General features: G+C 31.3%; 25 protein-coding genes. 10 read left to right on the plus strand and 15 right to left on the minus strand.

Features of this window, described 5'->3' with window-relative positions; translation table 11 throughout:
• Positions 1 to 48 precede the first annotated feature (48 nt).
• The 11 genes from ASE40_RS10460 to ASE40_RS10510 form a co-directional block, all read right to left on the minus strand.
• Positions 49 to 1467, minus strand: coding sequence for an undecaprenyl-phosphate glucose phosphotransferase (locus ASE40_RS10460; RefSeq protein ID WP_057116887.1), 1419 nt, complete (start codon positions 1465 to 1467; stop codon positions 49 to 51).
• 93 nt (positions 1468 to 1560) lie between these two features.
• A complete protein-coding gene (locus tag ASE40_RS10465) occupies positions 1561 to 2310 on the minus strand; it encodes a WecB/TagA/CpsF family glycosyltransferase (protein WP_057116888.1) in 750 nt (249 codons plus the stop codon).
• Between the two features lie 109 nt (positions 2311 to 2419).
• Entirely contained in the window at positions 2420 to 2866 is a 447-nt protein-coding gene (locus ASE40_RS22535; protein ID WP_317039087.1) for an acyltransferase, read from the minus strand.
• Between the two features lie 74 nt (positions 2867 to 2940).
• Positions 2941 to 3891: a glycosyltransferase family 4 protein gene (locus tag ASE40_RS10475; protein ID WP_057116890.1), complete on the minus strand. Its 951-nt coding sequence runs from the start codon at positions 3889 to 3891 to the stop codon at positions 2941 to 2943.
• Positions 3888 to 4805 (minus strand): hypothetical protein, encoded by a 918-nt coding sequence (locus ASE40_RS10480; RefSeq protein ID WP_128414963.1) that lies wholly within the window; start codon positions 4803 to 4805, stop codon positions 3888 to 3890. Before ASE40_RS10480 ends, ASE40_RS10475 begins: the two co-directional genes overlap by 4 nt.
• Positions 4806 to 5155: 350 nt before the next feature.
• Positions 5156 to 6172 carry a glycosyltransferase family 2 protein gene (locus ASE40_RS10485; RefSeq protein WP_057116892.1) on the minus strand — a complete coding sequence of 339 codons (1017 nt, stop codon included), beginning with the start codon at positions 6170 to 6172 and terminating at the stop codon, positions 5156 to 5158.
• 19 nt (positions 6173 to 6191) lie between these two features.
• Positions 6192 to 6971, minus strand: coding sequence for a phosphorylcholine transferase LicD (locus ASE40_RS10490; RefSeq protein WP_057116893.1), 780 nt, complete (start codon positions 6969 to 6971; stop codon positions 6192 to 6194).
• Between the two features lie 2 nt (positions 6972 to 6973).
• A complete protein-coding gene (locus ASE40_RS10495) occupies positions 6974 to 8224 on the minus strand; it encodes an oligosaccharide flippase family protein (RefSeq protein WP_082586792.1) in 1251 nt (416 codons plus the stop codon).
• A 16-nt stretch (positions 8225 to 8240) separates the two neighbouring features.
• Positions 8241 to 8969 carry an SDR family NAD(P)-dependent oxidoreductase gene (locus ASE40_RS10500; protein WP_057116894.1) on the minus strand — a complete coding sequence of 243 codons (729 nt, stop codon included), beginning with the start codon at positions 8967 to 8969 and terminating at the stop codon, positions 8241 to 8243.
• Positions 8966 to 9415: an adenylyltransferase/cytidyltransferase family protein gene (locus tag ASE40_RS10505; protein WP_057116895.1), complete on the minus strand. Its 450-nt coding sequence runs from the start codon at positions 9413 to 9415 to the stop codon at positions 8966 to 8968. The genes ASE40_RS10500 and ASE40_RS10505 overlap by 4 nt, the downstream gene beginning before the upstream one ends.
• Positions 9416 to 9442: 27 nt before the next feature.
• Entirely contained in the window at positions 9443 to 9865 is a 423-nt protein-coding gene (locus ASE40_RS10510) for an adenylyltransferase/cytidyltransferase family protein (RefSeq protein ID WP_057116896.1), read from the minus strand.
• Between the two features lie 324 nt (positions 9866 to 10189).
• On the opposite strand from ASE40_RS10510, the gene ASE40_RS10515 reads away from it, so the two are divergent.
• Positions 10190 to 11161: a hypothetical protein gene (locus ASE40_RS10515; RefSeq protein WP_057116897.1), complete on the plus strand. Its 972-nt coding sequence runs from the start codon at positions 10190 to 10192 to the stop codon at positions 11159 to 11161.
• Here the strand turns inward: ASE40_RS10515 and ASE40_RS10520 are convergent.
• Complete coding sequence (locus tag ASE40_RS10520; RefSeq protein ID WP_057116898.1) at positions 11145 to 11834, minus strand: DUF4386 domain-containing protein; 690 nt, start codon at positions 11832 to 11834, stop codon at positions 11145 to 11147. The genes ASE40_RS10515 and ASE40_RS10520 overlap by 17 nt on opposite strands.
• 17 nt (positions 11835 to 11851) lie before the next feature.
• A complete protein-coding gene (locus ASE40_RS10525) occupies positions 11852 to 12283 on the minus strand; it encodes a DUF6326 family protein (protein ID WP_057116899.1) in 432 nt (143 codons plus the stop codon).
• A gap of 215 nt (positions 12284 to 12498) precedes the next feature.
• Between ASE40_RS10525 and ASE40_RS10530 the strand changes: the two genes are divergently transcribed.
• The 3 genes from ASE40_RS10530 (at position 12499) to ASE40_RS10540 (ending at position 15716) form a co-directional block, all read left to right on the plus strand.
• Positions 12499 to 14361 (plus strand): ABC-F family ATP-binding cassette domain-containing protein, encoded by a 1863-nt coding sequence (locus ASE40_RS10530; RefSeq protein ID WP_057116900.1) that lies wholly within the window; start codon positions 12499 to 12501, stop codon positions 14359 to 14361.
• An 82-nt stretch (positions 14362 to 14443) separates the two neighbouring features.
• Complete coding sequence (locus ASE40_RS10535; protein WP_057116901.1) at positions 14444 to 14908, plus strand: FKBP-type peptidyl-prolyl cis-trans isomerase; 465 nt, start codon at positions 14444 to 14446, stop codon at positions 14906 to 14908.
• A gap of 28 nt (positions 14909 to 14936) precedes the next feature.
• Positions 14937 to 15716: an O-methyltransferase gene (locus ASE40_RS10540; RefSeq protein ID WP_057116902.1), complete on the plus strand. Its 780-nt coding sequence runs from the start codon at positions 14937 to 14939 to the stop codon at positions 15714 to 15716.
• Positions 15717 to 15776: 60 nt separating this feature from the next.
• Here ASE40_RS10540 and ASE40_RS10545 read toward each other — a convergent pair whose 3' ends face one another.
• Positions 15777 to 16436, minus strand: coding sequence for a DUF6565 domain-containing protein (locus ASE40_RS10545; RefSeq protein WP_057116903.1), 660 nt, complete (start codon positions 16434 to 16436; stop codon positions 15777 to 15779).
• Positions 16437 to 16713: 277 nt separating this feature from the next.
• On the opposite strand from ASE40_RS10545, the gene ASE40_RS10550 reads away from it, so the two are divergent.
• From ASE40_RS10550 to secA, 4 genes are all read left to right on the plus strand, one after another.
• Entirely contained in the window at positions 16714 to 17400 is a 687-nt protein-coding gene (locus ASE40_RS10550; protein WP_057116904.1) for an ABC transporter ATP-binding protein, read from the plus strand.
• Positions 17401 to 17492: 92 nt separating this feature from the next.
• A complete protein-coding gene (locus tag ASE40_RS10555) occupies positions 17493 to 18062 on the plus strand; it encodes a cob(I)yrinic acid a,c-diamide adenosyltransferase (protein ID WP_057116905.1) in 570 nt (189 codons plus the stop codon).
• A 259-nt stretch (positions 18063 to 18321) separates the two neighbouring features.
• A complete protein-coding gene (locus ASE40_RS10560; RefSeq protein WP_007138072.1) occupies positions 18322 to 18543 on the plus strand; it encodes a DUF2795 domain-containing protein in 222 nt (73 codons plus the stop codon).
• An 89-nt stretch (positions 18544 to 18632) separates the two neighbouring features.
• Entirely contained in the window at positions 18633 to 21977 is a 3345-nt protein-coding gene (secA, locus tag ASE40_RS10565; protein WP_057116906.1) for a preprotein translocase subunit SecA, read from the plus strand.
• A gap of 175 nt (positions 21978 to 22152) precedes the next feature.
• On the opposite strand, the gene ASE40_RS10570 is transcribed toward secA, so the two are convergent.
• Positions 22153 to 22815, minus strand: a complete 663-nt coding sequence (locus ASE40_RS10570; protein WP_057116907.1) for a TrmH family RNA methyltransferase — start codon at positions 22813 to 22815, stop codon at positions 22153 to 22155.
• Positions 22816 to 22947: 132 nt separating this feature from the next.
• Between ASE40_RS10570 and ASE40_RS10575 the strand changes: the two genes are divergently transcribed.
• Together ASE40_RS10575 and purB are read left to right on the plus strand one after the other, a co-directional pair.
• Positions 22948 to 23637 carry an SIR2 family NAD-dependent protein deacylase gene (locus tag ASE40_RS10575; RefSeq protein WP_057116908.1) on the plus strand — a complete coding sequence of 230 codons (690 nt, stop codon included), beginning with the start codon at positions 22948 to 22950 and terminating at the stop codon, positions 23635 to 23637.
• Between the two features lie 78 nt (positions 23638 to 23715).
• A complete protein-coding gene (purB, locus tag ASE40_RS10580) occupies positions 23716 to 25062 on the plus strand; it encodes an adenylosuccinate lyase (RefSeq protein WP_057116909.1) in 1347 nt (448 codons plus the stop codon).
• Positions 25063 to 25300 lie beyond the last annotated feature (238 nt).

The following is a 25300-nucleotide window of genomic DNA, read 5'->3' on the forward strand; positions in this document are numbered from 1 at the left end:
CTAAATTATTCTGCTAGGATTATATTTTGAATCTATAGAAGTACTAAATCAGTACGCATTTTTTTCTCCATGAAATACATTGAGAACTGTTTTTATGATGATTTTTATATCTAAGAGCAAGCTCCAATTTTCTATGTACCAAATATCAAACTCTACTCTGTTTTCCATGTCGACCAGTTCTTTTGTTTCACCACGATAACCATTTACCTGTGCCCATCCTGTAATTCCAGGTTTTGCATAGTGACGAACCAAATAATTGTTAATTAATTCCTTATACGCTTGGGTGTGATATAACATGTGTGGTCTTGGCCCGACAACTGACATATTACCAAACAGAACATTAAAAAATTGAGGCAGTTCATCAATACTTGTCTTTCTCATAAAAGCACCAAATTTTGTAACACGTTTATCGCCTTTCTGAGCTTGTTTTTTATGTGAACCATCATTAATATGCATGCTCCTAAACTTTAAACATGAAAATGGTTTATTATCCCTTCCTGATCTTTCTTGTTTAAAAAAAACTGGTCCTGGAGATTCGATTTTTATAATTAACATCAAAATAGGAAACAGCCAAGGAAATAACAGAGTTATTACTAGAAAGGAAAAACACATATCAAAAATCTTTTTTATGATTCGATTTAATGAATTTTCCAAAGGTTCTCTTCGTGACATTAAAACAGGTGTGTTTTCATAAAAAGAGATTTCAACTCGACTAGATTTAGTGTACAATTGAAAGTCTGGAATAAATTTTATTCGTACCATATGCTGTTCGCATATTTGAATTAATTTATTAATTATATCAATATCATTAATATGAAGTGTGATGTACATTTCATCAACCTGATGTTTACTAATAAAGTTCTGAACATCTTCAAATCCTCCGATAATGTTTTTAGAAATTGAACCAGAAATATTTTCCTTTTCATCAAAAAACCCCAGAAACCTATAACCGTAAGTTAAATTTTTAGCTAATATTTTGCGAATGCGATTTCCAGTATCATTAGCTCCTACAATGATAACGTTTCTGAAATTATAGCCTTTCATTCTGATATATTTTAAAACTTTCATCGAAAAAATTCTGGAAAGCATTAAAAATGAAAAGAAAAAAATATAAAAATAAAGCAATTGAAATCTCGAAATATCGGAGTAATCTAAAAAGACAACAAAAATGGCAACAATTGATCCATGAACAATAACTTTTTTTATTGTTCTTGATAATATAGATTCAATCGTTTCGACTCTGATAATTCTATAGGAATCTTTATATAATAAAAGCCCAAGCCAAATTAAATTTTCTAATAACGATATTGTTTGTGTTTCTTTTAAGAAAAGTCTGTCCAGACTTTCAAATTTTATTAATCCTGAAATAAGTATTGCCGTATTAAGCAATATCACATCCCAGAATATGAATAGTATTTGGAAATATCTTGAAAAACTATAGTTAGATAGTTTTTGTAAAATTTTCATAACTAATTATTTTTTTATATATCACTATTGAATGCAAAATAGAAATAACACAATTAAGCAATTGACTTTAAATAAATATGTATATTAATTTTATTAAAAAGGATTACTGTAAAATCCCAATTTTTGCTTCAACAAATGATAAAAAAAAACAGGGTCTTCTATAAAATATCTTTTCCATAATCTTTTAGGTTCTTTAGAGAATCTATAAAGCCATTCCAAATAAAATTTTTGAAAAAAGATTGGAGCTCTTTTTATATTTCCTGCTTCAAAATCTATAGTGGCACCTAAAGCCATAAATAAATCAATACTGGGCATTTCATCCTTGTACTTAATGATCCATTTCTCTTGTTTTGGAGCTCCAACTCCAACAACCAGAACATTACAATTTGAATCATTAATCATTTTGATAATTCCCTGACATTCCAAATCATTTTTTTCAAAACCAAATGTTGGAGAATGACACCCTAAAATAATCTCTCTGCCAACTTTTTTGTTAATGTTTAGCATAGCTTGATCAGCAACGCCTGAAGCGGCACCTAATAGAAATATTTTTACGTCAGGATTGTTTTTATGAAAAGTACAATATGAACTAAAAAATGAAGACCCCGGAATAGCTTCTTTAATTGGTCTCCCTAAAAACCTCGATACTAGCAATAGTATTTTGCTATCGCAAATGACCCAATCACTTTTTTGATAAGCATTGTAAAAACTTTTATCCTTTTGCAATTTTACCATATGGTCTAAATTTGGAGTAACTAACACCCCTTTGTTAAGTTTTTTTAATAGTTCTGCTTTTGACAGAGATTGAATGTTTATATTTAATATCTTTATTTTTGGAATCATGGTACAAAGTCTTTCTTAAAATGAGTATTCTCTTAATCAGTATTGCTTTATGATCTTAGTTTTCTATTTTTATAAATAAATCAAAAAAAAAANAGGAAAAAAAACTGGTTTATTTTCGGTTTTTAATTACTTCTGCAGGAACACCAACTGCGATTGAAAAAGGAGGAATGTTTTTAGTTACTATTGCTCCGGCACCCACAATAGAACCTGTACCTATAATACAACCGGGCATTATAATAACATTTCTACCAATCCATACATCATCCTCAATCGTTACAGGTTCATTTGATGTCATTCCCTGAAGCATAATTGGTATATCAAACCTTTCATGAACATGAGCATTTGATAATATAGATACATTTGGCGCGATTAAAACAAAGTTTCCAATTTTTGCTGCTTGTATAAATACTCCTTCGTTAATATGTGTATGATGACCAATTGAAATTTTATCTTTTCCGGTTGAAATATAAACTCTCTCTTCAAAAATGCATTCTTCACAAGAATCGATTATTTTAAGAATATTTTTTAAGTACCATACTCTTATTTTATTACTCACTTTTAAATACCTAGAATTAGGCAATTTAAAAATGAACATATAATAAATCGCTATCGTAATTTTATTATACATTATTACTCTTTATATGCTTGGTACAACCTATTAAAGATTGAATTATTATCATAGATACCTTTCTTTATAAACTTTTTTCTTAAATCAGAAACGTCAGATCCTAAAGACTTTATAACAGCTTCTGCAAGTTCTCTTGGAGCATACGTTTTGGTTACAAAACAGCCCGGTAAACCTTCAATAACATTAGAAACATCACCAACATTTACTGAGACCACTGGTAAGTTGCATGATAATGCTTCTTTTATGATTTGAGGGGATCCTTCACTAAAGGATGTCATAACCAAACAATCACTGGAACACAACGTGTTTACCACTTCGATCCGTTCTAGATTATGAACAATTTTCATATCCACATTATATGATGGAGCTATTTTTTTAATTTCTTCGAAAACTTCTTTAAAAAGCGAAAAATTTTTAACGGGTCTGGCAGAGTCTCCTGGAAAAACTAAAACTTTATTTATTTTTTTTGCGATGATAAGATCTTCATTTTGCTTAAAATAATCTATATCAACACCACAAGGAAGAATTTCAAAAGGAATTTTTAATTCTGAAAGTATCTCAGCCATTTCTTCATTTAAAATAAATGCCTTATCAACTTTTTTTAATATTCGCCGTGTAAAAAACAGTTGCAGAAATTTTCCTTGTCTAGGAAGAATATCTCCTCCATGCAGCGTAACAAATATCTTGCATTTAGGTCTAAAAAGCAGTAAAAACAAACCCGCTAAACCATAGTGTATATGAATTATTTCAGGTTTAAATTTAGATATAGTCTTCCTTATTTTAAATAATGCTTTTATGTATTCTATTTTTCCATTTTCTAATGCATTTATAAAATATAAAAGTCCTGTAATATCATTTTTTTTCATTAAACCTTCCATTTGTTCCCGCACATGAATACCATAATAAATATGACTTTTGGTAGGAAACATATTTGTAACAAAAAGTATTTTCATATTTTTTTTGCATTATTATTTTGAAGTAATGTACCGTACAACAACCCTCCGATAGCACTAATCAACGAGAATACATAGGATGAATAAATTACATTTTCAAACGCCAAACGAAGCAGTAAAAAAACAACAAACGATGTTAGAATATCAAAATCACTATTAATCGCAGTTTTAAACATCTTAAACAAGAAAAAGAGGAAACACAATAAACCGACTAGACCAAAATCAAGGAAAATTGCAATAAAATCATTATGTGGGGCAAAAGTTGCAAATTGAAAAAAAGACTCAGCACCCGAACCAAACAAAAAATTTAAAATATTTTGGTGAAAAATGTTGTACAAATAAAAAGTATAAGAAAAAATTCTCCACGTAAATGAACCACTGTTTTCGGAATCATTTAGCTCTAGATTTTGATGAATAGATTCCTGATAAAACTCTCTTAAAGATATCTCTCTTCCAAAATAATTAAGTGAACCAAATATTTTTTGATATAAATCTGGAGAAAATGAATTTGTAATATAATATGAACTGATGCCCGTAATTATTAAAAGAATAGATAAGTATCTAATATTTTTTAATCTGTAATATTTTGAAGGAATAAATGCAGTGAGCTGTGTAACAAATGCACCTGTTGAAAGTGTTAAATACGAGCCTATAATTAAACTGAAAGGTGAACTTTCTATATTACCACCTTTTTTATTTTTCTCTTTGTAATGAATTAAATAGAAAATAGAAATAAAGACAAGGTAAGTCCCTAAAAGATTTACATGTTCAAAATTATAAAATTCTCTTCTTGAATATCTTCCAGTCAATACTGAAATTGTGAAACTCATTAAAAAACATATAAAACCAACTCTCCATATTAATTTAGCTTTTTTAGAAATTGTATGCAAAGTCGACTTATATCCTATAAACAAAAAAACGCAAAAAAGAATAATAGCAACAAAAATCTTGAAAGATTGTGCGTTTCCTGATATAAAAATATAAACCAAAAAATAAAACAAAACAAAATTCAATTTGCGCTTAATAATAAAACTCAAAAAATTTCTATCCATTACAACAGGGATTATAATGCATAACTGTAAAACACTATTAAGTTCGCGAAACGGACTAAAAAAATCGAGTATTATTTTAGTAGCAAAAAAAAACGGTAAAACATTAGATTTAGTTATCATTACTATATTACAAATTCAAAGAACCTAGCTTATTTTTAAAATTTAATATGTTTTGAGTTATAAAAATTATACTTTCTTAATATTATAAAACTTTAAAAAATTTTCTTAATTAATTTTATATTTATTATTGAAGGAGTTTTTGTGGCTAAAAAAAAGAGAATTCCAATTTTATTGTAAATACTGCTCCTTTTAAATGATTTTATTGAAACATATGATATTTTGAAATCTTTCCAAAGCAACAAATCACTATAGCCCTCTAAGGATATCAAATCATGCTTTTTAATCTTTAAAAAGAAATTACATAAATATAGATCAGTCTTCTTAAGCATCTTAAAATTACATTTCTCACACTGCCCCTGAATTAAATCTAATGCTTCATTATCTATCTCTGCACCATAATTATTCAGAATAGAAATAGTCATTTTTCTAATTCTTTCTTGTTGCTGTTTGCTGTTTGTATTAGTAATACTTTCTGAATTAAGACGATAATACAATAAGGGTTCTGGAATTGTATAACAAACGATATTATTTTCAAATAATCTATTCCATAATTCAAAGTCCTCAATATGTACAGCATTAGGCTGATCACTATATTTAAAACGTTTTATCACAGAAGTCTTTATCATAACGGCAGGGTGCACAATCATAGTTTGAAAAATAGAAACATACTTTAGCGCTTCATAATTAAGGCTAATATTTGTTCTGTTTTTTCTACTTTTATTTCCATCTTCATTTAACAAAAGACATTGACTATTAACCATATCAATCTTATCTTCAAGAAGAAATTGATCTAATTGTTTTTCAAGTCGGTCTTGCATTGCGATATCATCTGCATCCATTCTGGCAATATACTTGCCTTTAGCCAATTCAATCCCATAGTTCAAAGTTTTGATAAGTTGCAGATTTTTTTGATTTTTCACATAACGAATTCGGTTATCTTTAAATGAAGAAATTATATTTTCTGTCTCATCAGTACTTCCGTCATTTATAATTATAAACTCAAAATTTCTAAACGATTGATTTAAAATACTTATAATAGCCTCTTTAATATATTTTTCGCCATTATACACTGGCATTAAAACCGTTATTACAGGACTTTGAGTATTCATTTGATTTATTTTTGAACTCTTAATTAAATAACTCTATTTTGGAAGAATGGATAAATCTCTTTTCTTTTGGCGGTATTACCATAAAATTGCCATATTCATCCGTGAGATATTGATCAATATTATTGGGTGCATTAAATTCATAATGCTCAAATTTAACTTTGCAGACAGGAAAACAAGTGGTAATTTTATGAGGGGCAAAAAAACCTATACCATAAGCATGTGAGTATCTATTTTCAACCATTTTTCCTACTAATCGCAAGACTGGAAGAATCAATAAAGAAATGTGATAAAAAAAGGAAGATACTCCACTCCATAAAATACCTTTTTTAAATTCAAATCTAAATTTGCTATAAAACGAATCAAAAAGAAGCTTACTTTTTTTTGGTAAACAAATAGACTCAAATGGAAAAACATCTATAAATAATCCATTATATTTATAATTTCTGTGTGAACAATGATCTTCCATAATCAAAGAATTTAAATCTCGTATTTTTGCATAAAAATAAGGATGCCCCTGATCTGTTTTTTGTGTTTGCAGTTTTAAAAAATCCGGTAATTCATTTTCTAAACAATCAAGCAATCTTTGATAATCGTCTCTTTTCACACCTACATCAAAATCATCATCCCACGGAATAAACCCTCCATGTCTACGTGCTCCCAGTAACGTGCCTGACATTAGCCAATAAGTAATATTGTTTCTCTGACAAATTCTGTCAAATTCAACTGCAATCTCTAGCATGCGCATTTGCGCCCTTCTTAATGTAGAACCTTCCGGGTTATAAGAACTTAAATCTTCCATTTTTAATTTTCAAAAATTAATCGTCTAACTCCATTTGCTCTTAACCCTAAGACAAACAACTCAGTCAAAACAACCAAACTTGCAACAGAATAAACAGTAATTGAATTAATAAATAATAACAGTACTAACATTGCAACGTGAAAAAAAGAGGCAATAATTACAGTACGATTAGTATATCTGGCATGCCCAAAAGCTCCCAATAAAGGATAACCTAAAAGAATTGAAGGAACCGAAATAAGACACACCCCAAAAAGAATTTTTAAAACATTTACACTTTCTATTGCAACATTCTTATAAACCAATTGCATGATAAAATCAGAATTGTAAATACAAACAGGCAGCACAATACAATTAATTACTAATACAGTAATAAAAATCTTTTTAAACACTACTATATCCCTATTTTTAATCATATACGGATACAAAGCATTATTTAGAGGGCCAAACATACTTTGTAGCGCCAGATATAATTTTTCTGCTGCAGCGTAATAACCAACCGCAACATTCCCCAGCACCAATCCCAATACGAATGTATTGCTTACAGTATATATTGAAACTGAAATTCTTGAAACGAAAAAATCTGAACTATCTTTAAGACATTTTTTTATTGCAGATAATGAAACTTTTGCTAAACACAAATTCACTTCGAAACGAGTTTTAGCTGTATAGAGCGCTATAACTCCTGAGGCCACAGATCCTAATCCATAAAAAAATGGTACTAATAAATAATCTGCATCGGATTTTACAAGAAAAAAAATCGGGATAATCGCCAGTGTTCGAGTTGCAATATTAATTTTGGTTATATATTTCATTTCCTCCATTCCTTGAAAAAACCAGGTTGGTAAAAGCACTGCCCCAAATACTGTTAAATAAGATAATAAGTACAACCATTTATTATGACTAAACTTGTCAAAAATAAAAAGCACTAAGAGTAAAATAATTAAACCTATAAAAAACAAAAACAATTGAGATATTAATACATTTACAAAAAATGTATCACGTAATTCTTTATTACCTCTATTTGCAGAAATAAACTGAACTCCTGACAAATTAAATCCAAAGTCAGTTAAAATCACAAAATACTGTGCAAATGCTGAAGCAAAATTTATTAAACCAAAAGTATCTACTCCTAATGTTCTAAATAAAAAAGGAATAGTTAGTAATGGAAATATATAATTAGCTCCTTGAAGTATTACTAAAGAAAAAAAATTAGATATTAAAGAAGAACTTAAATTTATCTTTTTAAAAAACATGGTATTAATCTATAAATTAGGACGCAGCATATCCGCCATCAACAACAAGAATTTCTCCATTAACATAACTGTTGTTAATTAAAAACAAATATGCATCTGCTAATTCTGATGGTTCGCAAAAACGCTCCAAGGCAATTTTTTTATTTATACTTATTTTCTGCTCTTTTGGTTTTGCATTCTGCCATTCAGTACTTACAAAGCCTGGGGCGATTGCATTTACTCTAATTTTTCTATCAGACAGAACTTTAACCAAGTTTTTTACTAATGCATGTACTGCAGCCTTTGTTACACCGTAGGACAGAGATAAGGAATGCGGATGAACCCCCATCAATGAACCCGTAAAAGTAATACTTGAGTTATTTTTAAGTCTAGACATTAGTCTTTGTAATAAAAAAGTTGGAAAATTCACATTTACATCAAAAACGTGCTGCCAGTTTTCAACAGAAATTTCAGAAAAAACAGACCTGTCGGTTGCACCAGTATTGAACAAAATCGCATCTAGATAAATATTATTTCTTTTGAGATAATTTTCAATAATAACAATCGAATTTAGATTTCCACAATCAACTCTTAAAACATCGATTTTTAATTGAGGATATATAATCTGCAAATTATATAGTATTTTTTTTGCTGCTTCTTCATCAGACAAATACGTAATAATTACATTCCATCCCTCTTCCAATAAACGCTCAACAACCGATTTACCTATGCCTTTAGTCCCACCCGTTATAAATGCCGTTTTCACTTAATTTCTGGATTTGAATGTTTGTCACTAACCTTTTTCAATTCTTTATATTTATGAAAAATCTCTTCTTTTAATTTAGAAGAAGAAATGCCTTCTCCATAGGGAAAATAAAAAACTTGAATGCCTAATTCTCTTAAGTAATCATATTTCCCAACCCAATCATCACCAACTACAAATGAATCTATATTAAGATTTTTAATTAACTCGGTATGATCCAACGATTTTTGCGGTACTACAATATCAGGATATTTTAAAGATTCTAAAATTGCCAAACGCTCCTCAAAAGGAATAATGGGCGCTTTTTTATAAGAGCAAACCAACTCATCTGTACTTACTCCTACAATTAGCACTTCACCTAACCCTCTGGCATATTTAATCATTTTTAAATGATTAGAATGAAACATATCAAATGTTCCAGATGTATAAATAATTTTTCTTTTTGACATTTTAAATAAATTTTAAATGACGAAGATTTAGACTTTTGCCAATTCCCGATCAGCAACTTCTTTTCTTAGTCCACTACTTGAAAAACGATGATCTCGTTTATTAAAGTGGAGTTTAATTCCTTTTTCTTCACAGTAATTTCTTCCTGTAAAGTTTTTACTTTGATATTCCTCACCAATAATTCGAACATCTATTTTATGCGATCTCAAGATATCTTCTAAATCCTGCTCTGTTGCATAAGGAATAATTTCATCTACAAATTTGCATCCTTTAAGTTGAATGTATCTTTCAACAACTGTTTGTGTGGGACTATTTTTTTCAGGGCGATCTAAGGCCGGATCTATTTGTAATCCTGCAATTAAATAATCACATTGTCTTTTGGCTTCTTCCAGCATTTTAATATGGCCAGCATGCAGTAAATCAAAAGCGCTAAATGTTATTCCTATCTTCATATTTAAAAAATTAGTTATTTATAAGCATAGCTTCGCTTCTCCCACTCACAAGAGTCAGATTCAGATTAAAATTCTATTAAAAAATACTCTTAATAAATCATCTCATTTATCCACGAGTCCTTTTAATTTTTTTGCAAAAGTAGTTTAGTAAAACAGCATCAAAAAACAAAAATGAAAGAAATGTCTTATTTTAATATAAAAAAGACGTATTGTTCCTCTTACAAAAAAGTAGAATAAAAAAATATAGATTTGCATTTAAAATAGTTTAAAGCTGCTTTTTGAACATTAAAAGCTATTTTTGCAATGCCTAAAACGCGACTTTAAATGAAAAAAGTTATAGTATTCTTTTTCTTAATTGTTACATCGACCTACAGTCAAATCTCGCTCTGTACAGATTCTCGAGCAGAAAATTACAATTCTAATGCTATACAAAATGATGGCAGTTGTAGTTATAAGAATTTAAAACTTAAACCAGAATATTCGAAAATTTTAAGCGATTCTATAAGAGACACTTCAGGATTAATTGCTTTCGAAAATTTACTTTGGACGCATAACGACGATCACGATAAAACGATTTACGGATTGGATTCTTTAGGAAGAATCAAAAGAAAAATCATTCTTAATGAAGCAACAAATTACGATTGGGAAGAAATTACCCAAGACAGCTCACATATTTATATAGGTGATTTTGGCAATAATTATTCTGGAAACCGATCTGAACTTAAAATCCTTAAAATTGAAAAAAAATCGTTTTTGGAAGAAAATCCTAAGATTGAAACAATTTCATTTTCTTATGCTGATCAAACGGATTTTTCTGCTTCAAAACCCAATAAAACCGATTTTGACTGTGAAGCTTTTATTGTTTCTAAAGACAGTATTTATTTGTTTACTAAACAATGGAAATCTTCTAAAACCAATATTTACGTCCTCCCCAATCAAACTGGATCGCAGGTTGCAAAACTTAAAGCAACATTCGATACAAAAGGTTTAGTAACTGGCGCGACTTATGTAGCAAATAAAAACTTGATTGTTTTATGCGGGTATACTAAAGTCGGAAAACCATTTTTATACCTGCTTTACGATTTTAAAAATCAGGATTTTTTATCTGGAAATAAAAGACGAATTGATTTAAAACTTCCTTTTCATCAAATTGAAGGAATTGCGACGAAAGACGGACTCCATTACTTTATCACAAATGAATCTTTGGTTCGCAAACCTGTGATAAATGTGAAGCAACAAATTCATTATTTAGATTTGAGTCAAATTTTAAATCAATACATCAATCGGCAACAATAACTTTGTTTTTCGCCCCCATTATTAAGAGCCAAAAACAAGTTCCGATTTCTCCAATGCTTGCCGGAAGTCTTACGTAAGATGATATTCCGAGTTCAGAATAATTAGATAATAATGTGTTGCCCAAGAAATTTATTAAATATCCCAAACAGCCAAGCATTAATAAAATTCCTAAAAATTTTGGAATTACTCCTGATTTAAAAACTAAGTATCCAAAAGGAAACAACCAAAGTCCCCAAAAAATCTGAACAATTAAATTTCCGTAATCATATTGATTGAGGTAAAACATTACGAGATCTTTTTTTTGTTCTCCCGAATTAATAATAGACAAAACCGCAAATTTGTTCAACATATTTACAAAGGAAATTGGCACACTTACAACAGCTAAAACAACCATATATCTGGCATATGTTTTATTAAAAGACCTGAGTAATTTATATAAAACCAAAGGCAAAAACAAAAAGAAGGTATAGCAGATTAAACTGCTGACGATTCCAAGTCTAAAAAGAAATTCAGAATTCACAATATTATTAAAAGTTTCAGATGCATTGTTCCAAACAATTAATTTTGAGGGAACATATCCTAAACTAAAAATTCCGGTTATTACAACAACTAAGTATAACAAACCTGCAATTCTTCCTGTATTAGTAAACGATATTTTTGATTCTTGAGTCATCTTTTATCTTTTTAAAATTAAATATATCTTGGCCATTTAAATGCAAACCAGACAATTATAGCTGTAAGTATACTTTCTATAAATGCAAAAAAAACATAAAAACTCCACCAAGGTTTCATTGTGGTAAAAGCAATTAATAACATTATGAGTGTATAAATAACTCCAAAAACAATATTTAACAGTCTATTTATTTTTGGTTTTAAAATAACAGAGGCAAAAATCATTAAAGCTGGAATTGTCATTAAAATTGTGGCAAGAAATAATCTTACTGGAGAATCAAGAAGCGTTTCACCATTTATAAAATCTTTTACTTTATTTGGAACATACAATGAAAAATAATCTCCATATATGTAGCAAAACATTACCGAAGTCCACAATGCAGCAAGTTTGATTTTAGTGTTTATTTTAAAATCTTCAAAACTGCCCGATTTTATCTCTTTCTCACTCATATTTAAGAAATTAAGTTTTTAAATATGTCGGAGATAATCTTAAAACGTTACAATCTATTTTTAAAACTGTTTTTAGTGAAGGACTTGTTATAGGTTTACAAAATCAAAGATATAGAGCTTTTAAGTCTGTTTTTTTTCTCTGATGCAAAAGCCTATCTTTGCGCAATATTTAGAATTTTAATTAATAAAAACTGAAATATCAGTTAAAGATCTTCATGAATTACTTATCTGTAGAAAACATATCAAAGTCATTTGGCGAAAGAGTCCTTTTTGACAACATTTCTTTTGGAATCAACAAAGACCAAAAAATTGCTTTTATTGCCAAAAATGGTTCTGGTAAAACCACCATTATGAGCATTATTAATGGTTTGGACGAACCAGATACAGGACAAGTTGTGCTGCGAAAAGGAATCAGAATGGCGTTTCTATCGCAAGACAATAATCTGCAAGATGAATTAACGATTGAAGAAAGCATTTTTGCCTCAGATAACGAAACTCTAAAAATAATTGAGGCTTACGAAAAAGCGCTTGAAAACCCAAATGATGAAGAAGCTTATCAAAAGGCTTTTGACGGAATGGATCAGCATAATGCTTGGGATTTTGAAACGCAGTACAAGCAGATTTTATTCAAATTAAAACTAGAAGATTTTAAACTTAAAGTAAAAAATCTGTCAGGAGGACAAAAGAAACGCCTTTCATTGGCAATCATATTAATCAATCGACCAGATTTATTGATTTTAGATGAGCCAACCAATCATTTAGATCTTGAAATGATTGAATGGCTGGAAAGTTATTTTGCTAAAGAAAATATTACGCTGTTTATGGTTACGCACGACCGTTTCTTTTTAGAACGCGTCTGCAACGAAATTATCGAACTTGATAACGGAAAATTATACCAATATAAAGGAAATTACTCTTACTATTTAGAGAAAAAAGAAGAAAGAATAACTTCTGAAAACTCTAGCATTGACAAAGCTAAAAACTTATTTGTAAAAGAATTAGAATGGATGCGCCGCCAGCCAAAAGCGAGAACAACCAAATCTAAATCTCGTCAGGATGACTTTTATGTAATTAAAGAAAAAGCACAAAGCCGTAGAAAAGAAAACAAGGTAGAACTTGAAATTAATATGGAAAGAATGGGAAGCAAGATTATCGAGCTTCATAAACTTTCTAAAAAATTCAAAGACAAAGTTATTCTAGACAATTTTAGTTTCGATTTTCAGCGTGGCGAAAGAATCGGAATTATTGGTAAAAACGGAACAGGAAAATCTACTTTTCTAAATTTGTTGACAGGAACAATTCCGCCCGACAATGGACGTGTTGTAAAAGGAGATACCATTAAAATTGGTTATTACACACAATCTGGAATTAATCCGAAACCAGGACAGCGTGTTATTGATATTATAAAAGAATACGGAGAGTATATTCCGCTGGCAAAAGGAAAAATTATTTCTGCTTCGCAATTGTTAGAGCGTTTTCTTTTTGATGCCAAAAAACAATACGATTATGTGGAAAAACTGAGCGGTGGAGAATTAAAACGCTTGTATTTATGTACCGTTTTAATTCAGAATCCGAACTTTTTAATTCTCGATGAGCCTACGAACGATTTGGATATTGTAACGCTGAATGTTCTTGAAAGTTTCCTTTTAGATTATCCGGGATGTTTATTGGTAGTATCGCACGACCGTTACTTTATGGATAAAATTGTCGATCACTTATTTGTATTTAGAGGACAGGGTGAAATTGAGAATTTCCCAGGAAACTACTCTGATTTTAGAGCTTATGAAGACAGTGCCGACGTTGCTCAAAAAGAAGAAAACAAAGCCGAAAAGAAAGATTGGAAACAAAACAATCCTACAGGAAATTTAAGCTTTAACGAGCAAAAAGAATATCAAAAAATCGAAAGAGAAATCAAAGATTTAGAAATCGAAAAAACTAAAATTGAACAGTTATTCTCTGACGGAAAAGTTGCCGATGCTGATATTGAAAAGAAAGCAAATGAATTGCAAAATATCATAAAGAAAATAGACGCAAAAGAAGAACGCTGGTTTGAGCTTTCGGCAAAGATTGAAGGGTAATTTTTAGTTTTCAGGTTTCAGGTTTTAAACTGAGACTGAAATCTAATTTTTATATATTTACGACTTTAAAAATAAATACCACATGAAAAAATTATTAACTGCATTATTCACTTTAACACTTTTTGTTTCCTGCTCTAGTTCTGATGACTTGATAAAGCCTAAAGATTTTACGGCTGAAAATGAAAAAGAAATCACAGATTATTTAGCAAAAAATAACTTAACTGCAAAGAGAACAAGCTCAGGATTGTATTATATTGTTAATGAAGAAGGAACAGGAAAACAACCAACAACAGCATCTACAGTTACAGTAGTTTATAAAGGTTATTACACAAGCGGAACTACTTTTGATCAAAGCCCAATTTCTGGATCAACTTTTCCTTTAAATCGTGTAATACTAGGCTGGCAGGAAGGAATTCCATTTTTTAAAGAAGGTGGTAGTGGTGTTTTACTAATACCGTCTCACCTAGGATATGGAAGTTATACTGACAGAGGAATTCCTGGAGGATCTGTACTTGTGTTTGATGTAAAGATTATTGCAGTAAACTAATGCCATTTTAAGAACTATTAGAAAAATAATGCTCTTTCAAATAAAATCTTATCTAAAATTTTTGTGGAATTCTAAAAACGAACATGCGGTTCACTCGCCTTTTGTTTTTAGTTTACTGACAAAATGTTTTTATGATAAGAAACAAAAGCCAGAATATTCAATTCTGAAAAAATATCGAAAATCACTTTTCAGTAATAAAAGTTTCATTGAAGTAACTGATTTTGGAGCAGGCTCTAAAGTTTTTAAATCAAACAAAAGACAAATTTCGAAAATTGCTAAAACAGCGGGAATTTCACCTAAGCGTGCTGAATTATTATTTCGAATATCCAATTATTTTCAACCTAAAAATATTCTGGAGATAGGAACATCACTTGGCTTAGCAACTTCTGCTTTAGCTTTAGGAAATCCCAAATCAAAAGTAATAACTGTAGAAGGCTGTCCGAATACAGCAAATATTGCCAAAAATCAACTGAATGAATTCGATTGTACAAATGTTGAAAATATAATTTCTGAATTTGAATCTTTTTTAATTTCCGAAAATCTACAATCAACAACTTACAATCTGATCTATTTTGATGGTAATCATTCAAAAAAAGCGACTTTAAACTATTTTGAACTTTTATTGCCAACGATTGACAATGATTCTGTTTGGATTTTTGATGATATTCATTGGTCTCGAGAAATGGAGGAAACTTGGGAGATTATAAAAAATCATCCAAAAGTAAAAGTAACAATAGATACTTTTCAATGGGGACTTGTTTTCTTTAGACGAGAACAGGAAAAAGAACACTTTATAATAAGAGCATAAATAAAAAAAAGGCAATCATCTCTGATTGCCTTTTTTTATACTAATTCAAAAAAACATTTTTTATTTTTTTGCTTCTTTATTCTCTTCAGATTTTGCTCCCATTCTGTTAACAGTGTACATTGGTGCAAATTTGATTTTTAAACCAGCAATTTTTCTGTTATCTTCAGACGAAAGTCCTTCTTTTTCAACAGTATTTTTTCTGCTGTCAAGTGCTTCATACAATAATTTAATTTCATCCCAGTCTTCTCTAGAATAACTATCTTTATTGTTTTCAACTGTATGTACAAATTGTTGGTAAACGCTGTGAATATTCTGAGCGTTAACCCAGCTAAAACTCATATCGTCTCCAATTTTTCCTTCACCAAATAAAGCATTTCTCAATTGTTGTTTAGGACTTGGAGCTGGCGGGGCCAAAAGGGTGGTCATTTCATTTTTAAAGTCCTCGTATTTTGCTTTACTTGTATTTATTTTTTCAGTTTGGGCAGCGTTGTCTTTAATATCTGCTAAAGCTAAACTAGCCTCTGCCGCTCTTCTGTCATATTCTGCTTCTACAGCATTCCAATTTTCTTTTAAATCTTCGGCTTTAACATTTTTAACCGAATCTACGTAGGTTACATAAGAGTCAATTGTTCGCTGTGCTTTTTCTTGTTTCTCATCTTTACATGACGTAAAACCTAACGCCATTAATGCAATTACTGCAGTTATTTTAATATTCTTCATAATGTTGATTATTTAATTAATTACATTTCAAAGATACCCAAAACAAAACCCCATAAATTACATTATTACCATATTTTTAATATTAAAAATATATTAAATCTGTAAAAAATAAAAAATAATGACAATTATATAAAGTAATATAAAAATTACGTAACAGTTTAAAATATAATATCACTATATAAGAAAAGATCCATTTGTAACAAAAACCAATTATAAGCTACTTATCTCTTTAATTCAAAAGTGTTTTGTACTTTTAAATCCAAAATTGTAAAAAGAAATGGCTGAACCATTAATTAAGATAACGGACATCAAACGAAATTTTGTTTTAGGTAACGAAATTGTATATGTATTAAAAGGAATAGATCTAGAAATAAAAAAAGGAGAATATGTTGCTTTAATGGGGCCTTCTGGATCTGGAAAATCTACATTAATGAATTTATTAGGCTGCCTAGACACACCTACTTCTGGACATTATATATTAAATGGAAAAGATGTCAGCCAAATGAGAGATGATGAATTAGCCGAAATTAGAAATAAAGAAATTGGTTTTGTATTTCAGACATTTAATTTACTGCCAAGAACAACAGCTCTTGATAATGTTGCACTTCCTATGATTTATGCCGGCTACGGCAAATCTGATCGAATTGCACGAGCAACCGAAGTTCTAAAACAAGTGAATTTAGCAGATAGAATGGATCACCAGCCAAATCAGCTTTCTGGAGGACAACGCCAGCGTGTCGCTGTTGCCAGAGCTTTAGTCAATAAACCTTCGATTATTTTGGCCGATGAGCCCACAGGAAACTTAGATAGTAAGACTTCTGTAGAAATCATGAAACTCTTTGGAGATATCCACGAACAGGGAAATACGGTAATTCTAGTAACTCACGAAGAAGATATTGCGGCTTATGCGCATCGTGTAATTCGTCTACGTGACGGATTAATTGAAAGTGATACAACTAAATAATTGTAGATTTCTGATTTTAGATTTTAGATTAGAAAAAAAACTTAGTCCCGAAGCTTCGGGATAGCACCTCAGAACCTTAGCATCTCATAAAAATGAAAGTATACACCAAAACCGGCGATAAAGGAACAACGGCTCTTTTTGGAGGGACTCGTGTACCAAAAGACCACATTCGAATTGACAGCTACGGAACTGTTGATGAATTGAATTCCTATATAGGACTTATTCGCGACCAAGAAATCGACTCAAATTATAAAACAGTTTTAATAGAAATTCAGGATCGTCTTTTTACTGTTGGTGCCATTTTGGCAACGCCGCAAGAAAAAGAAGTTCTGAAGAATGGCGAGCTTAGATTAAAAAATTTAGGAATAATTGATTCTGATATAGAATTATTAGAAAAAGAAATTGATAAAATGGATGAAAGTCTTCCGCCAATGACTCACTTTGTTTTACCAGGCGGTCATCCAACTGTGTCACATTGTCATATTGCACGTTGTATTTGCCGTAGAGCAGAACGTTTAGCTGTTCATTTAAGCCACAATGAGCATGTACCAGAAATAGCAATTCAGTACTTAAACCGACTTTCTGACTATCTTTTTGTCTTGGCACGGAAGTTGTCGTCTGACTTAAAAGCGGAGGAAGTGAAATGGATACCTAGGAAATAAATTTTCTAAAATTCCAAATTTTTAAATTCCAAATTCCAAAGAAAAAAACAAAATTCTTTGAATTTACAAATGACAAAATTATCATCTAATATTACAATATGGTGATTAAAGAGTAGGCTTTCAAGCCCATTTTTTGGAATTTGAAATTTGTTTTTTGGAATTTAACAAGAGACGTTCTTAAATTTTATTAAAATAAATCAAAATTTACTTGTCTTTTTCAGTAAAAAATTTATTTTTGCACAAACTAAACAGATAACAGATGTATTGGACATTAGAATTAGCATCTTATTTAAGTGATGCGCCATGGCCTGCTAACAAAGATGAACTTATAGACTACGCTATTAGAGCTGGTGCTCCATTAGAGGTGGTAGAAAACCTTCAATCAATAGAAGACGAAGGCGAGATATATGAATCAATGGAAGAAATTTGGCCTGATTATCCAACAGACGAAGATTATCTTTGGAATGAGGATGAATATTAAAAAAATAAACCAAAGGAAAAAGTCTCATCACAGAGGCTTTTTTTTTGGTTCAAATACATATTTAAAACAATAAAGAAATACAATAAATCATGAGTTTCATAAACAGTATTATTAAAGTCTTTGTAGGTGATAAATCACAGAAAGATGTCAAAGCTTTACAACCTTACTTAAACAAAATTAAAACATTCGAAACTACCTTAATGAGTCTATCTAATGACGAATTAAGAGGGAGAACCGTATATTTTAAAGATAGAATAAAAGAAGCTAGAGCAGAAAAAGATGCTAAAATTGCTGCACTTAAAGCGGAAGTAGAAAACATCGAAGACATCGACAAAAGAGAAGATATTTATGATGCAATAGATGCTCTTGAAAAAGAAGCCTATGAAATCTCTGAGAAAACTTTAATGGAAATTCTTCCGGAAGCTTTTTCTGTTGTTAAAGAAACGGCTCGTCGTTTTAAAGATAATTCACATATTGAAGTTACTGCAACTCCAAGAGACCGCGAATTTTCAGCAACAAAACCATACATTACCATAGATGGTGAAAAAGCAATTTGGGCTAACAAATGGAATGCAGCTGGAAAAGATATCACTTGGGACATGATTCACTATGATGTTCAGTTAATTGGTGGTATGGTATTGCACGAAGGTAAAGTTGCCGAAATGCAGACAGGTGAAGGTAAAACTTTGGTTGCTACACTTCCACTTTACTTAAATGCTTTAACTGGAAATGGAGTTCACTTAGTAACGGTGAATGACTACTTGGCAAAACGTGATAGTACTTGGAAAGCACCTTTATTCGAATTTCACGGTTTAACTGTTGATTGTATCGATAATCACCAGCCAAGTACAGAAGCTAGAAAAAAAGCTTACGACGCAGATATTACTTATGGAACAAACAACGAATTTGGTTTTGACTACTTAAGAGATAACATGGCGCACTCGCCTAGCGATTTAGTGCAGAGAAAACACAATTACGCAATTGTCGACGAAGTAGATTCTGTATTAATTGATGATGCTAGAACACCGCTTATTATTTCAGGACCAGTTCCGCAAGGAGATCGTCATGAATTTAACGAATTGAAACCAAAAATCGAGAACTTAGTTGCACAACAACGTCAGTTAGCAAATGGTTTCTTAGCAGAAGCTAAAAAATTAATCAGAGAAGGAAATACTAAAGAAGGTGGTTTCTTATTATTAAGAGCTTACAGAAGTTTACCAAAAAATAAAGCATTAATTAAATTTTTAAGTGAAGAAGGAATTAAACAATTACTTCAAAAAACTGAAAATCAATATATGCAGGACAACAATCGCGAAATGCACAAAGTTGACGAAGCTTTGTATTTTGTGATTGAAGAAAAAAACAATCAAGTAGAATTAACAGACAACGGTATTAAATACCTTTCTGGAGATACTGATGCAGATTTCTTCGTTTTACCAGACATTGGAACAGAAATTGCTGCTATCGAAAAACAAAAACTTGATAAAGATTCTGAAGCAGAGGCTAAAGAAAGATTATTCCAAGATTTTGGTGTAAAAAGCGAGCGTATTCATACCCTTACTCAGCTTTTAAAAGCATACGCTTTATTTGAAAAAGATGTAGAATATGTTATCATGGACAACAAAATTATGATTGTCGATGAGCAGACAGGTCGTATCATGGATGGACGTCGTTATTCTGACGGTTTACACCAAGCGATCGAAGCTAAAGAAAATGTGAAAATCGAAGCTGCTACACAAACTTTTGCTACCGTTACATTACAGAATTATTTCAGAATGTACAGCAAGTTAGGTGGTATGACGGGTACAGCAGTTACAGAAGCTGGCGAGTTATGGCAGATTTATAAATTGGATGTTGTTGAAATTCCAACCAATCGTCCAATTGCTAGACATGACAAAGAAGATTATATCTACAAAACAACACGTGAGAAATTCAACGCTGTTATTGAAGACGTTACTGAATTATCAAACGCTGGAAGACCAGTTTTGATTGGAACAACTTCTGTAGAGATTTCAGAATTATTAAGCCGAATGCTGAAAATGAGAGGCGTTACTCATAACGTTTTGAATGCTAAAATGCACAAACAAGAAGCACAAATCGTTGAAGAAGCTGGTAAAGCCGGAGTTGTAACTATTGCAACAAACATGGCTGGTCGTGGTACCGATATTAAATTATCTCCAGAAGTAAAAGCTGCCGGAGGTTTAGCAATCGTTGGTACAGAGCGTCATGATTCTCGTCGTGTAGACAGACAGTTACGTGGTCGTGCAGGTCGTCAGGGAGATCCAGGAAGTTCTCAATTTTATGTTTCTCTTGAAGACAACCTAATGCGTTTATTTGGTTCTGAAAGAGTTGCTAAAGTAATGGACAGAATGGGACTTAAAGAAGGTGAAGTTATTCAGCATTCTATGATGACCAAATCTATCGAACGTGCTCAGAAAAAAGTAGAAGAAAACAACTTTGGTGTTCGTAAACGTTTATTAGAATATGATGACGTTATGAACTCACAGCGTGAAGTAGTTTACAAACGTCGTCGCCACGCTTTATTTGGAGAGCGTTTGAAACTGGATATCGCTAATATGCTTTATGACACTTGCGAATTAATCGTAAGTAATAATAAAGTGGCAAATGATTTTAAAGGATTTGATTTTGATTTAATTCGTTATTTCGGAATTACATCTCCAATTTCAGAAGCAGATTTCTTAAAATCATCTGATATTGAAATCACTGGAAAAGTGTACAAAGAAGCTTTGGCATTCTACACAGAAAAAACTGAAAGAAGCGCTAGAGAAGCTTTCCCAATCATTAAGGGTGTTTATGAAGAACCTAACAATCATTTCGAAAGAATTGTAGTTCCTTTTACAGACGGAATCAAAACTTTGAATGTTGTTACTGACTTGAAAAAAGCGTACGACAGTGAAGGTGCTCAATTAATTGCTGATTTCGAGAAAAACATCACACTTTCTATCGTTGATGAAGCTTGGAAAAAACACTTACGCAAAATGGACGAGTTGAAACAATCTGTTCAATTGGCTGTTCACGAGCAAAAAGATCCATTGCTTATTTATAAATTAGAAGCTTTTAACTTGTTTAGATCAATGTTAGACAACGTTAATAAAGAAGTTATCTCATTCTTATTCAAAGGTGATTTACCTGCTCAAAACGCTCCTGAAATTCATGAAGCAAGAGAAATTCGTCAAAAAGAAAATTTACAGTTAACTAAAGACGAAATTCCAAACAGCGAAAATATTAATCGCGAAGCTGGAGAAACACAACAACGTCAAGTTACTGAAACTATCGTGAGAGATATGCCAAAAATCAATCGTAACGATACTGTAACAGTTCAAGAAGTTGCAACTGGTAAAACAGAAACAATGAAATTCAAAAAAGCAGAAAGTCTTTTAGCTGCTGGAACTTGGGTTATTGTAAATGAATAAATTCTAAGTATTCAGTCGCAGTTTACAGTCTCAGTACTGTTTACAGTTTACACTGATACTTCAAATTCCATAAAAAAACCGACAGCGAAAACTGTCGGTTTTTTATTTTTTAAGCGTTTATATTTTAAATTAAACATCTCAAAACTGAAGACTGAGACTGCAAACTGCGACTTTTTTATCTCGGATTCTCCTGATAATAGCGAGCTTCAATTCTTTTAATATCTTTAATGGAATTTTTAGCCCAATCCAGACGTTTTACTAAAATTTCTTCTTCGGTCAATTTCCAATTAATATCTGATCTTCTTAATCTATTCGTCAAATTTTGTATGACAATAGCTGCCGAAACTGAAATATTTAAACTTTCCGTAAAACCAACCATTGGTATTTTTAAGAAACCATCGGCATTGTCCATTATTTCTTTTGATAGACCTTCTTTTTCTGTTCCAAAAAATAAAGCACTTGGTTTTGTAATATCAAAATCTTCCAGCATGCAGTCGTTTTCGTGAGGTGTAGTTGCAATGATCTGGTAACCTTTGCTTTTTAAATCAGAAAGACATCCTGAAACCGAATCAAACCTATTGATGTCCACCCACTTTTGAGCGCCCAAAGCAATTTCTTTATCAATTCTTTTTCCGAAACGCTGTTCAATTACGTTCAATTCCTGAATTCCAAAAACTTCGCAGCTTCGCATTACTGCACTTGTATTATGCATCTGGAAAACATCTTCTACCGCAACTGTAAAATGCTTCGTACGGTTTTCTAAAACTTTCAAAAAATTGCTTTTTCTATTATCCGTTAAGATATTTTCTAGAAATGCGAGGTAATCTAAATCAATCATTTTAATTCTATTTATTAATAAATAAGTTCTTCAACTTATTTTACAGAAATTTAGTCTGCGAAAATAACCATTTCATTTGAAAAATTCCTCATTTGATTATCTTTGAATGAGAATCAAAAAATCTCCTTAAAAATGAAAAAGAAACTTGTAGTCTTAACAGGAGCTGGAATAAGCGCAGAAAGCGGCATTAAAACATTTCGCGACAGTGACGGTTTGTGGGAAGGACATGACGTAATGGAAGTTGCAACTCCTGAAGGCTGGTATAAAAATCAGGAATTAGTTTTAGATTTTTACAATAAACGCCGTCAGCAGTTAAAAGAAGTGAATCCAAATTTAGGTCATATTATTCTGGCTGAATTGGAAAAAGATTTTGATGTTTACATTATCACTCAAAATGTTGACGATTTGCATGAACGCGCGGGAAGTACAAAAGTGCTTCATTTACATGGCGAATTGCTAAAAGTGAGAAGCATTCAGAATAAAAATCTAATTCTAGATTGGACCGAAGATTTAAATACAGGAGATTTTGATGCAAACGGACATCAGCTCAGACCTCATATTGTTTGGTTTGGCGAAGAAGTTCCTGCTCTCGAAGAAGCTATCGACATAACTGAAACTGCAGATTATTTTGCCGTAATCGGAACTTCTCTTCAGGTTTATCCTGCTGCGGGCTTAATTTCTTATGTTCCAAGTACAACTCCAGTTTTTTATATTGATCCAAAGCCAATTGCTATTGCCAATATTCGAAATAAAGTGGAAACGATTGCCAAATTTGCTTCAGAAGGAGTTGCAGATTTAAGAGAGCGATTAAATTCATTTTGAATGCACAAATGCACTTTTTGATTACCTCAAATCGCTAAATTCTGTTTATATTTGCACCTTTCGAAAAACAACATAACAATGACTACTCTAAACGAACTGAATGCTATATCGCCAATTGACGGAAGATATAGAAATAAAACCCAAAATTTAGCCCCTTTTTTCTCTGAAGAAGCTTTAATAAAATATCGTGTATTAGTTGAAGTAGAATACTTCATTGCTTTATGCGAAATTCCTTTACCACAATTAAAAGGTATTGATTCAGGTTTATTTGACAGCTTAAGAAATATCTACAAAAACTTTTCTACAGAAGATGCACTTTGGATTAAGGAAACAGAGAAAGTAACCAACCACGATGTAAAAGCAGTTGAGTACTTCATAAAAGATGCTTTTGAAAAATTAGGTTTATCTCAACACAAAGAGTTCATTCACTTCGGATTAACATCTCAAGATATTAATAATACTGCTATTCCGCTTTCTACAAAAGAAGCGTTTGAGCAGGTTTATATGCCAACTTTAATTGCCGTAATTTCTAAATTAAAGGAATTAAGCGTTGAATGGAAGGACATTCCGATGCTGGCACGCACACACGGACAACCTGCCTCTCCTACCCGTTTGGGAAAAGAACTTTTGGTTTTTGTAGAACGTTTAGAAGAGCAGATGCGTTTGTTATTTAATATTCCATTTGCTGCTAAATTTGGCGGTGCGACAGGAAACTTCAATGCGCATCATGTGGCTTACCCGCAGATTGACTGGAAACAATTTGGAAATAAATTTGTTGAGACTAATCTTGGTTTGCAGCATTCTTTTCCAACTACGCAAATTGAACATTACGATCATTTTGCTGCTTTCTTTGATGCTTTGAAAAGAATCAACACAATTATCATCGATTTAGACCGCGATATTTGGACGTATGTTTCGATGGATTATTTCAAACAAAAAATCAAAGCTGGAGAAATTGGTTCTTCTGCAATGCCGCACAAAGTAAATCCGATTGATTTTGAAAATTCTGAAGGAAATTTAGGAATCGCAAATGCTATTTTTGAACACTTATCAGCAAAATTACCAATCTCGAGGTTACAGCGTGATTTAACTGACAGTACAGTTTTACGTAATGTCGGAGTTCCGTTTGGACATACAATTATTGCTTTTGAAGCAACTTTGAAAGGGTTGAACAAATTACTTTTGAATGAGGGTAAATTTGCTGAAGATTTAGAAAAAAACTGGGCAGTAGTTGCTGAGGCAATTCAGACAATTTTACGCCGCGAAGCTTACCCAAATCCGTATGAAGCTCTTAAAGGTTTGACTAGAACAAATGAAGCTATTGACAAAAATGCAATTCATAATTTTATTGCTACTTTGGAAGTTTCTGATGCGGTTAGGGCTGAATTAATGCAGATAACACCTAGTAATTACACAGGAATCTAAAGAAAATTCAAAATATTTTACCAAAAAAAGCTATCTTTATCGAGATAGCTTTTTTTATTTAAATCAGAGTTTAGCCCAGATTGAAATGAAAAGCCTTTTGTGAAAAAAGCCATATTTTTTTTGCAGGTACAGAGCGACCAACGGAAGCTCCTGTAACTGTTAAAAAAATAGGCATTTTTGAACAAAAGCTTGTAATGAAAAGCTGGATCAGCTCCTTAAAAAAATACCACATTTTAAT

The organism is Flavobacterium sp. Root935 (assembly GCF_001429295.1).
Lineage (GTDB): Bacteria > Bacteroidota > Bacteroidia > Flavobacteriales > Flavobacteriaceae > Flavobacterium.

Coding starts and splice junctions, on each gene's coding strand:
- ASE40_RS10460 (WP_057116887.1), bottom strand. CDS start 1,467: ATGAAAATTTTACAAAAACTATCTAACTATAGTTTTTCAAGATATTTC.
- ASE40_RS10465 (WP_057116888.1), bottom strand. CDS start 2,310: ATGATTCCAAAAATAAAGATATTAAATATAAACATTCAATCTCTGTCA.
- ASE40_RS10475 (WP_057116890.1), bottom strand. CDS start 3,891: ATGAAAATACTTTTTGTTACAAATATGTTTCCTACCAAAAGTCATATT.
- ASE40_RS10485 (WP_057116892.1), bottom strand. CDS start 6,172: ATGAATACTCAAAGTCCTGTAATAACGGTTTTAATGCCAGTGTATAAT.
- ASE40_RS10490 (WP_057116893.1), bottom strand. CDS start 6,971: ATGGAAGATTTAAGTTCTTATAACCCGGAAGGTTCTACATTAAGAAGG.
- ASE40_RS10495 (WP_082586792.1), bottom strand. CDS start 8,224: ATGTTTTTTAAAAAGATAAATTTAAGTTCTTCTTTAATATCTAATTTT.
- ASE40_RS10505 (WP_057116895.1), bottom strand. CDS start 9,415: ATGTCAAAAAGAAAAATTATTTATACATCTGGAACATTTGATATGTTT.
- ASE40_RS10510 (WP_057116896.1), bottom strand. CDS start 9,865: ATGAAGATAGGAATAACATTTAGCGCTTTTGATTTACTGCATGCTGGC.
- ASE40_RS10515 (WP_057116897.1), top strand. CDS start 10,190: ATGAAAAAAGTTATAGTATTCTTTTTCTTAATTGTTACATCGACCTAC.
- ASE40_RS10520 (WP_057116898.1), bottom strand. CDS start 11,834: ATGACTCAAGAATCAAAAATATCGTTTACTAATACAGGAAGAATTGCA.
- ASE40_RS10525 (WP_057116899.1), bottom strand. CDS start 12,283: ATGAGTGAGAAAGAGATAAAATCGGGCAGTTTTGAAGATTTTAAAATA.
- ASE40_RS10530 (WP_057116900.1), top strand. CDS start 12,499: ATGAATTACTTATCTGTAGAAAACATATCAAAGTCATTTGGCGAAAGA.
- ASE40_RS10535 (WP_057116901.1), top strand. CDS start 14,444: ATGAAAAAATTATTAACTGCATTATTCACTTTAACACTTTTTGTTTCC.
- ASE40_RS10540 (WP_057116902.1), top strand. CDS start 14,937: ATGCTCTTTCAAATAAAATCTTATCTAAAATTTTTGTGGAATTCTAAA.
- ASE40_RS10545 (WP_057116903.1), bottom strand. CDS start 16,436: ATGAAGAATATTAAAATAACTGCAGTAATTGCATTAATGGCGTTAGGT.
- ASE40_RS10550 (WP_057116904.1), top strand. CDS start 16,714: ATGGCTGAACCATTAATTAAGATAACGGACATCAAACGAAATTTTGTT.
- ASE40_RS10555 (WP_057116905.1), top strand. CDS start 17,493: ATGAAAGTATACACCAAAACCGGCGATAAAGGAACAACGGCTCTTTTT.
- ASE40_RS10560 (WP_007138072.1), top strand. CDS start 18,322: ATGTATTGGACATTAGAATTAGCATCTTATTTAAGTGATGCGCCATGG.
- secA (WP_057116906.1), top strand. CDS start 18,633: ATGAGTTTCATAAACAGTATTATTAAAGTCTTTGTAGGTGATAAATCA.
- ASE40_RS10570 (WP_057116907.1), bottom strand. CDS start 22,815: ATGATTGATTTAGATTACCTCGCATTTCTAGAAAATATCTTAACGGAT.
- ASE40_RS10575 (WP_057116908.1), top strand. CDS start 22,948: ATGAAAAAGAAACTTGTAGTCTTAACAGGAGCTGGAATAAGCGCAGAA.
- purB (WP_057116909.1), top strand. CDS start 23,716: ATGACTACTCTAAACGAACTGAATGCTATATCGCCAATTGACGGAAGA.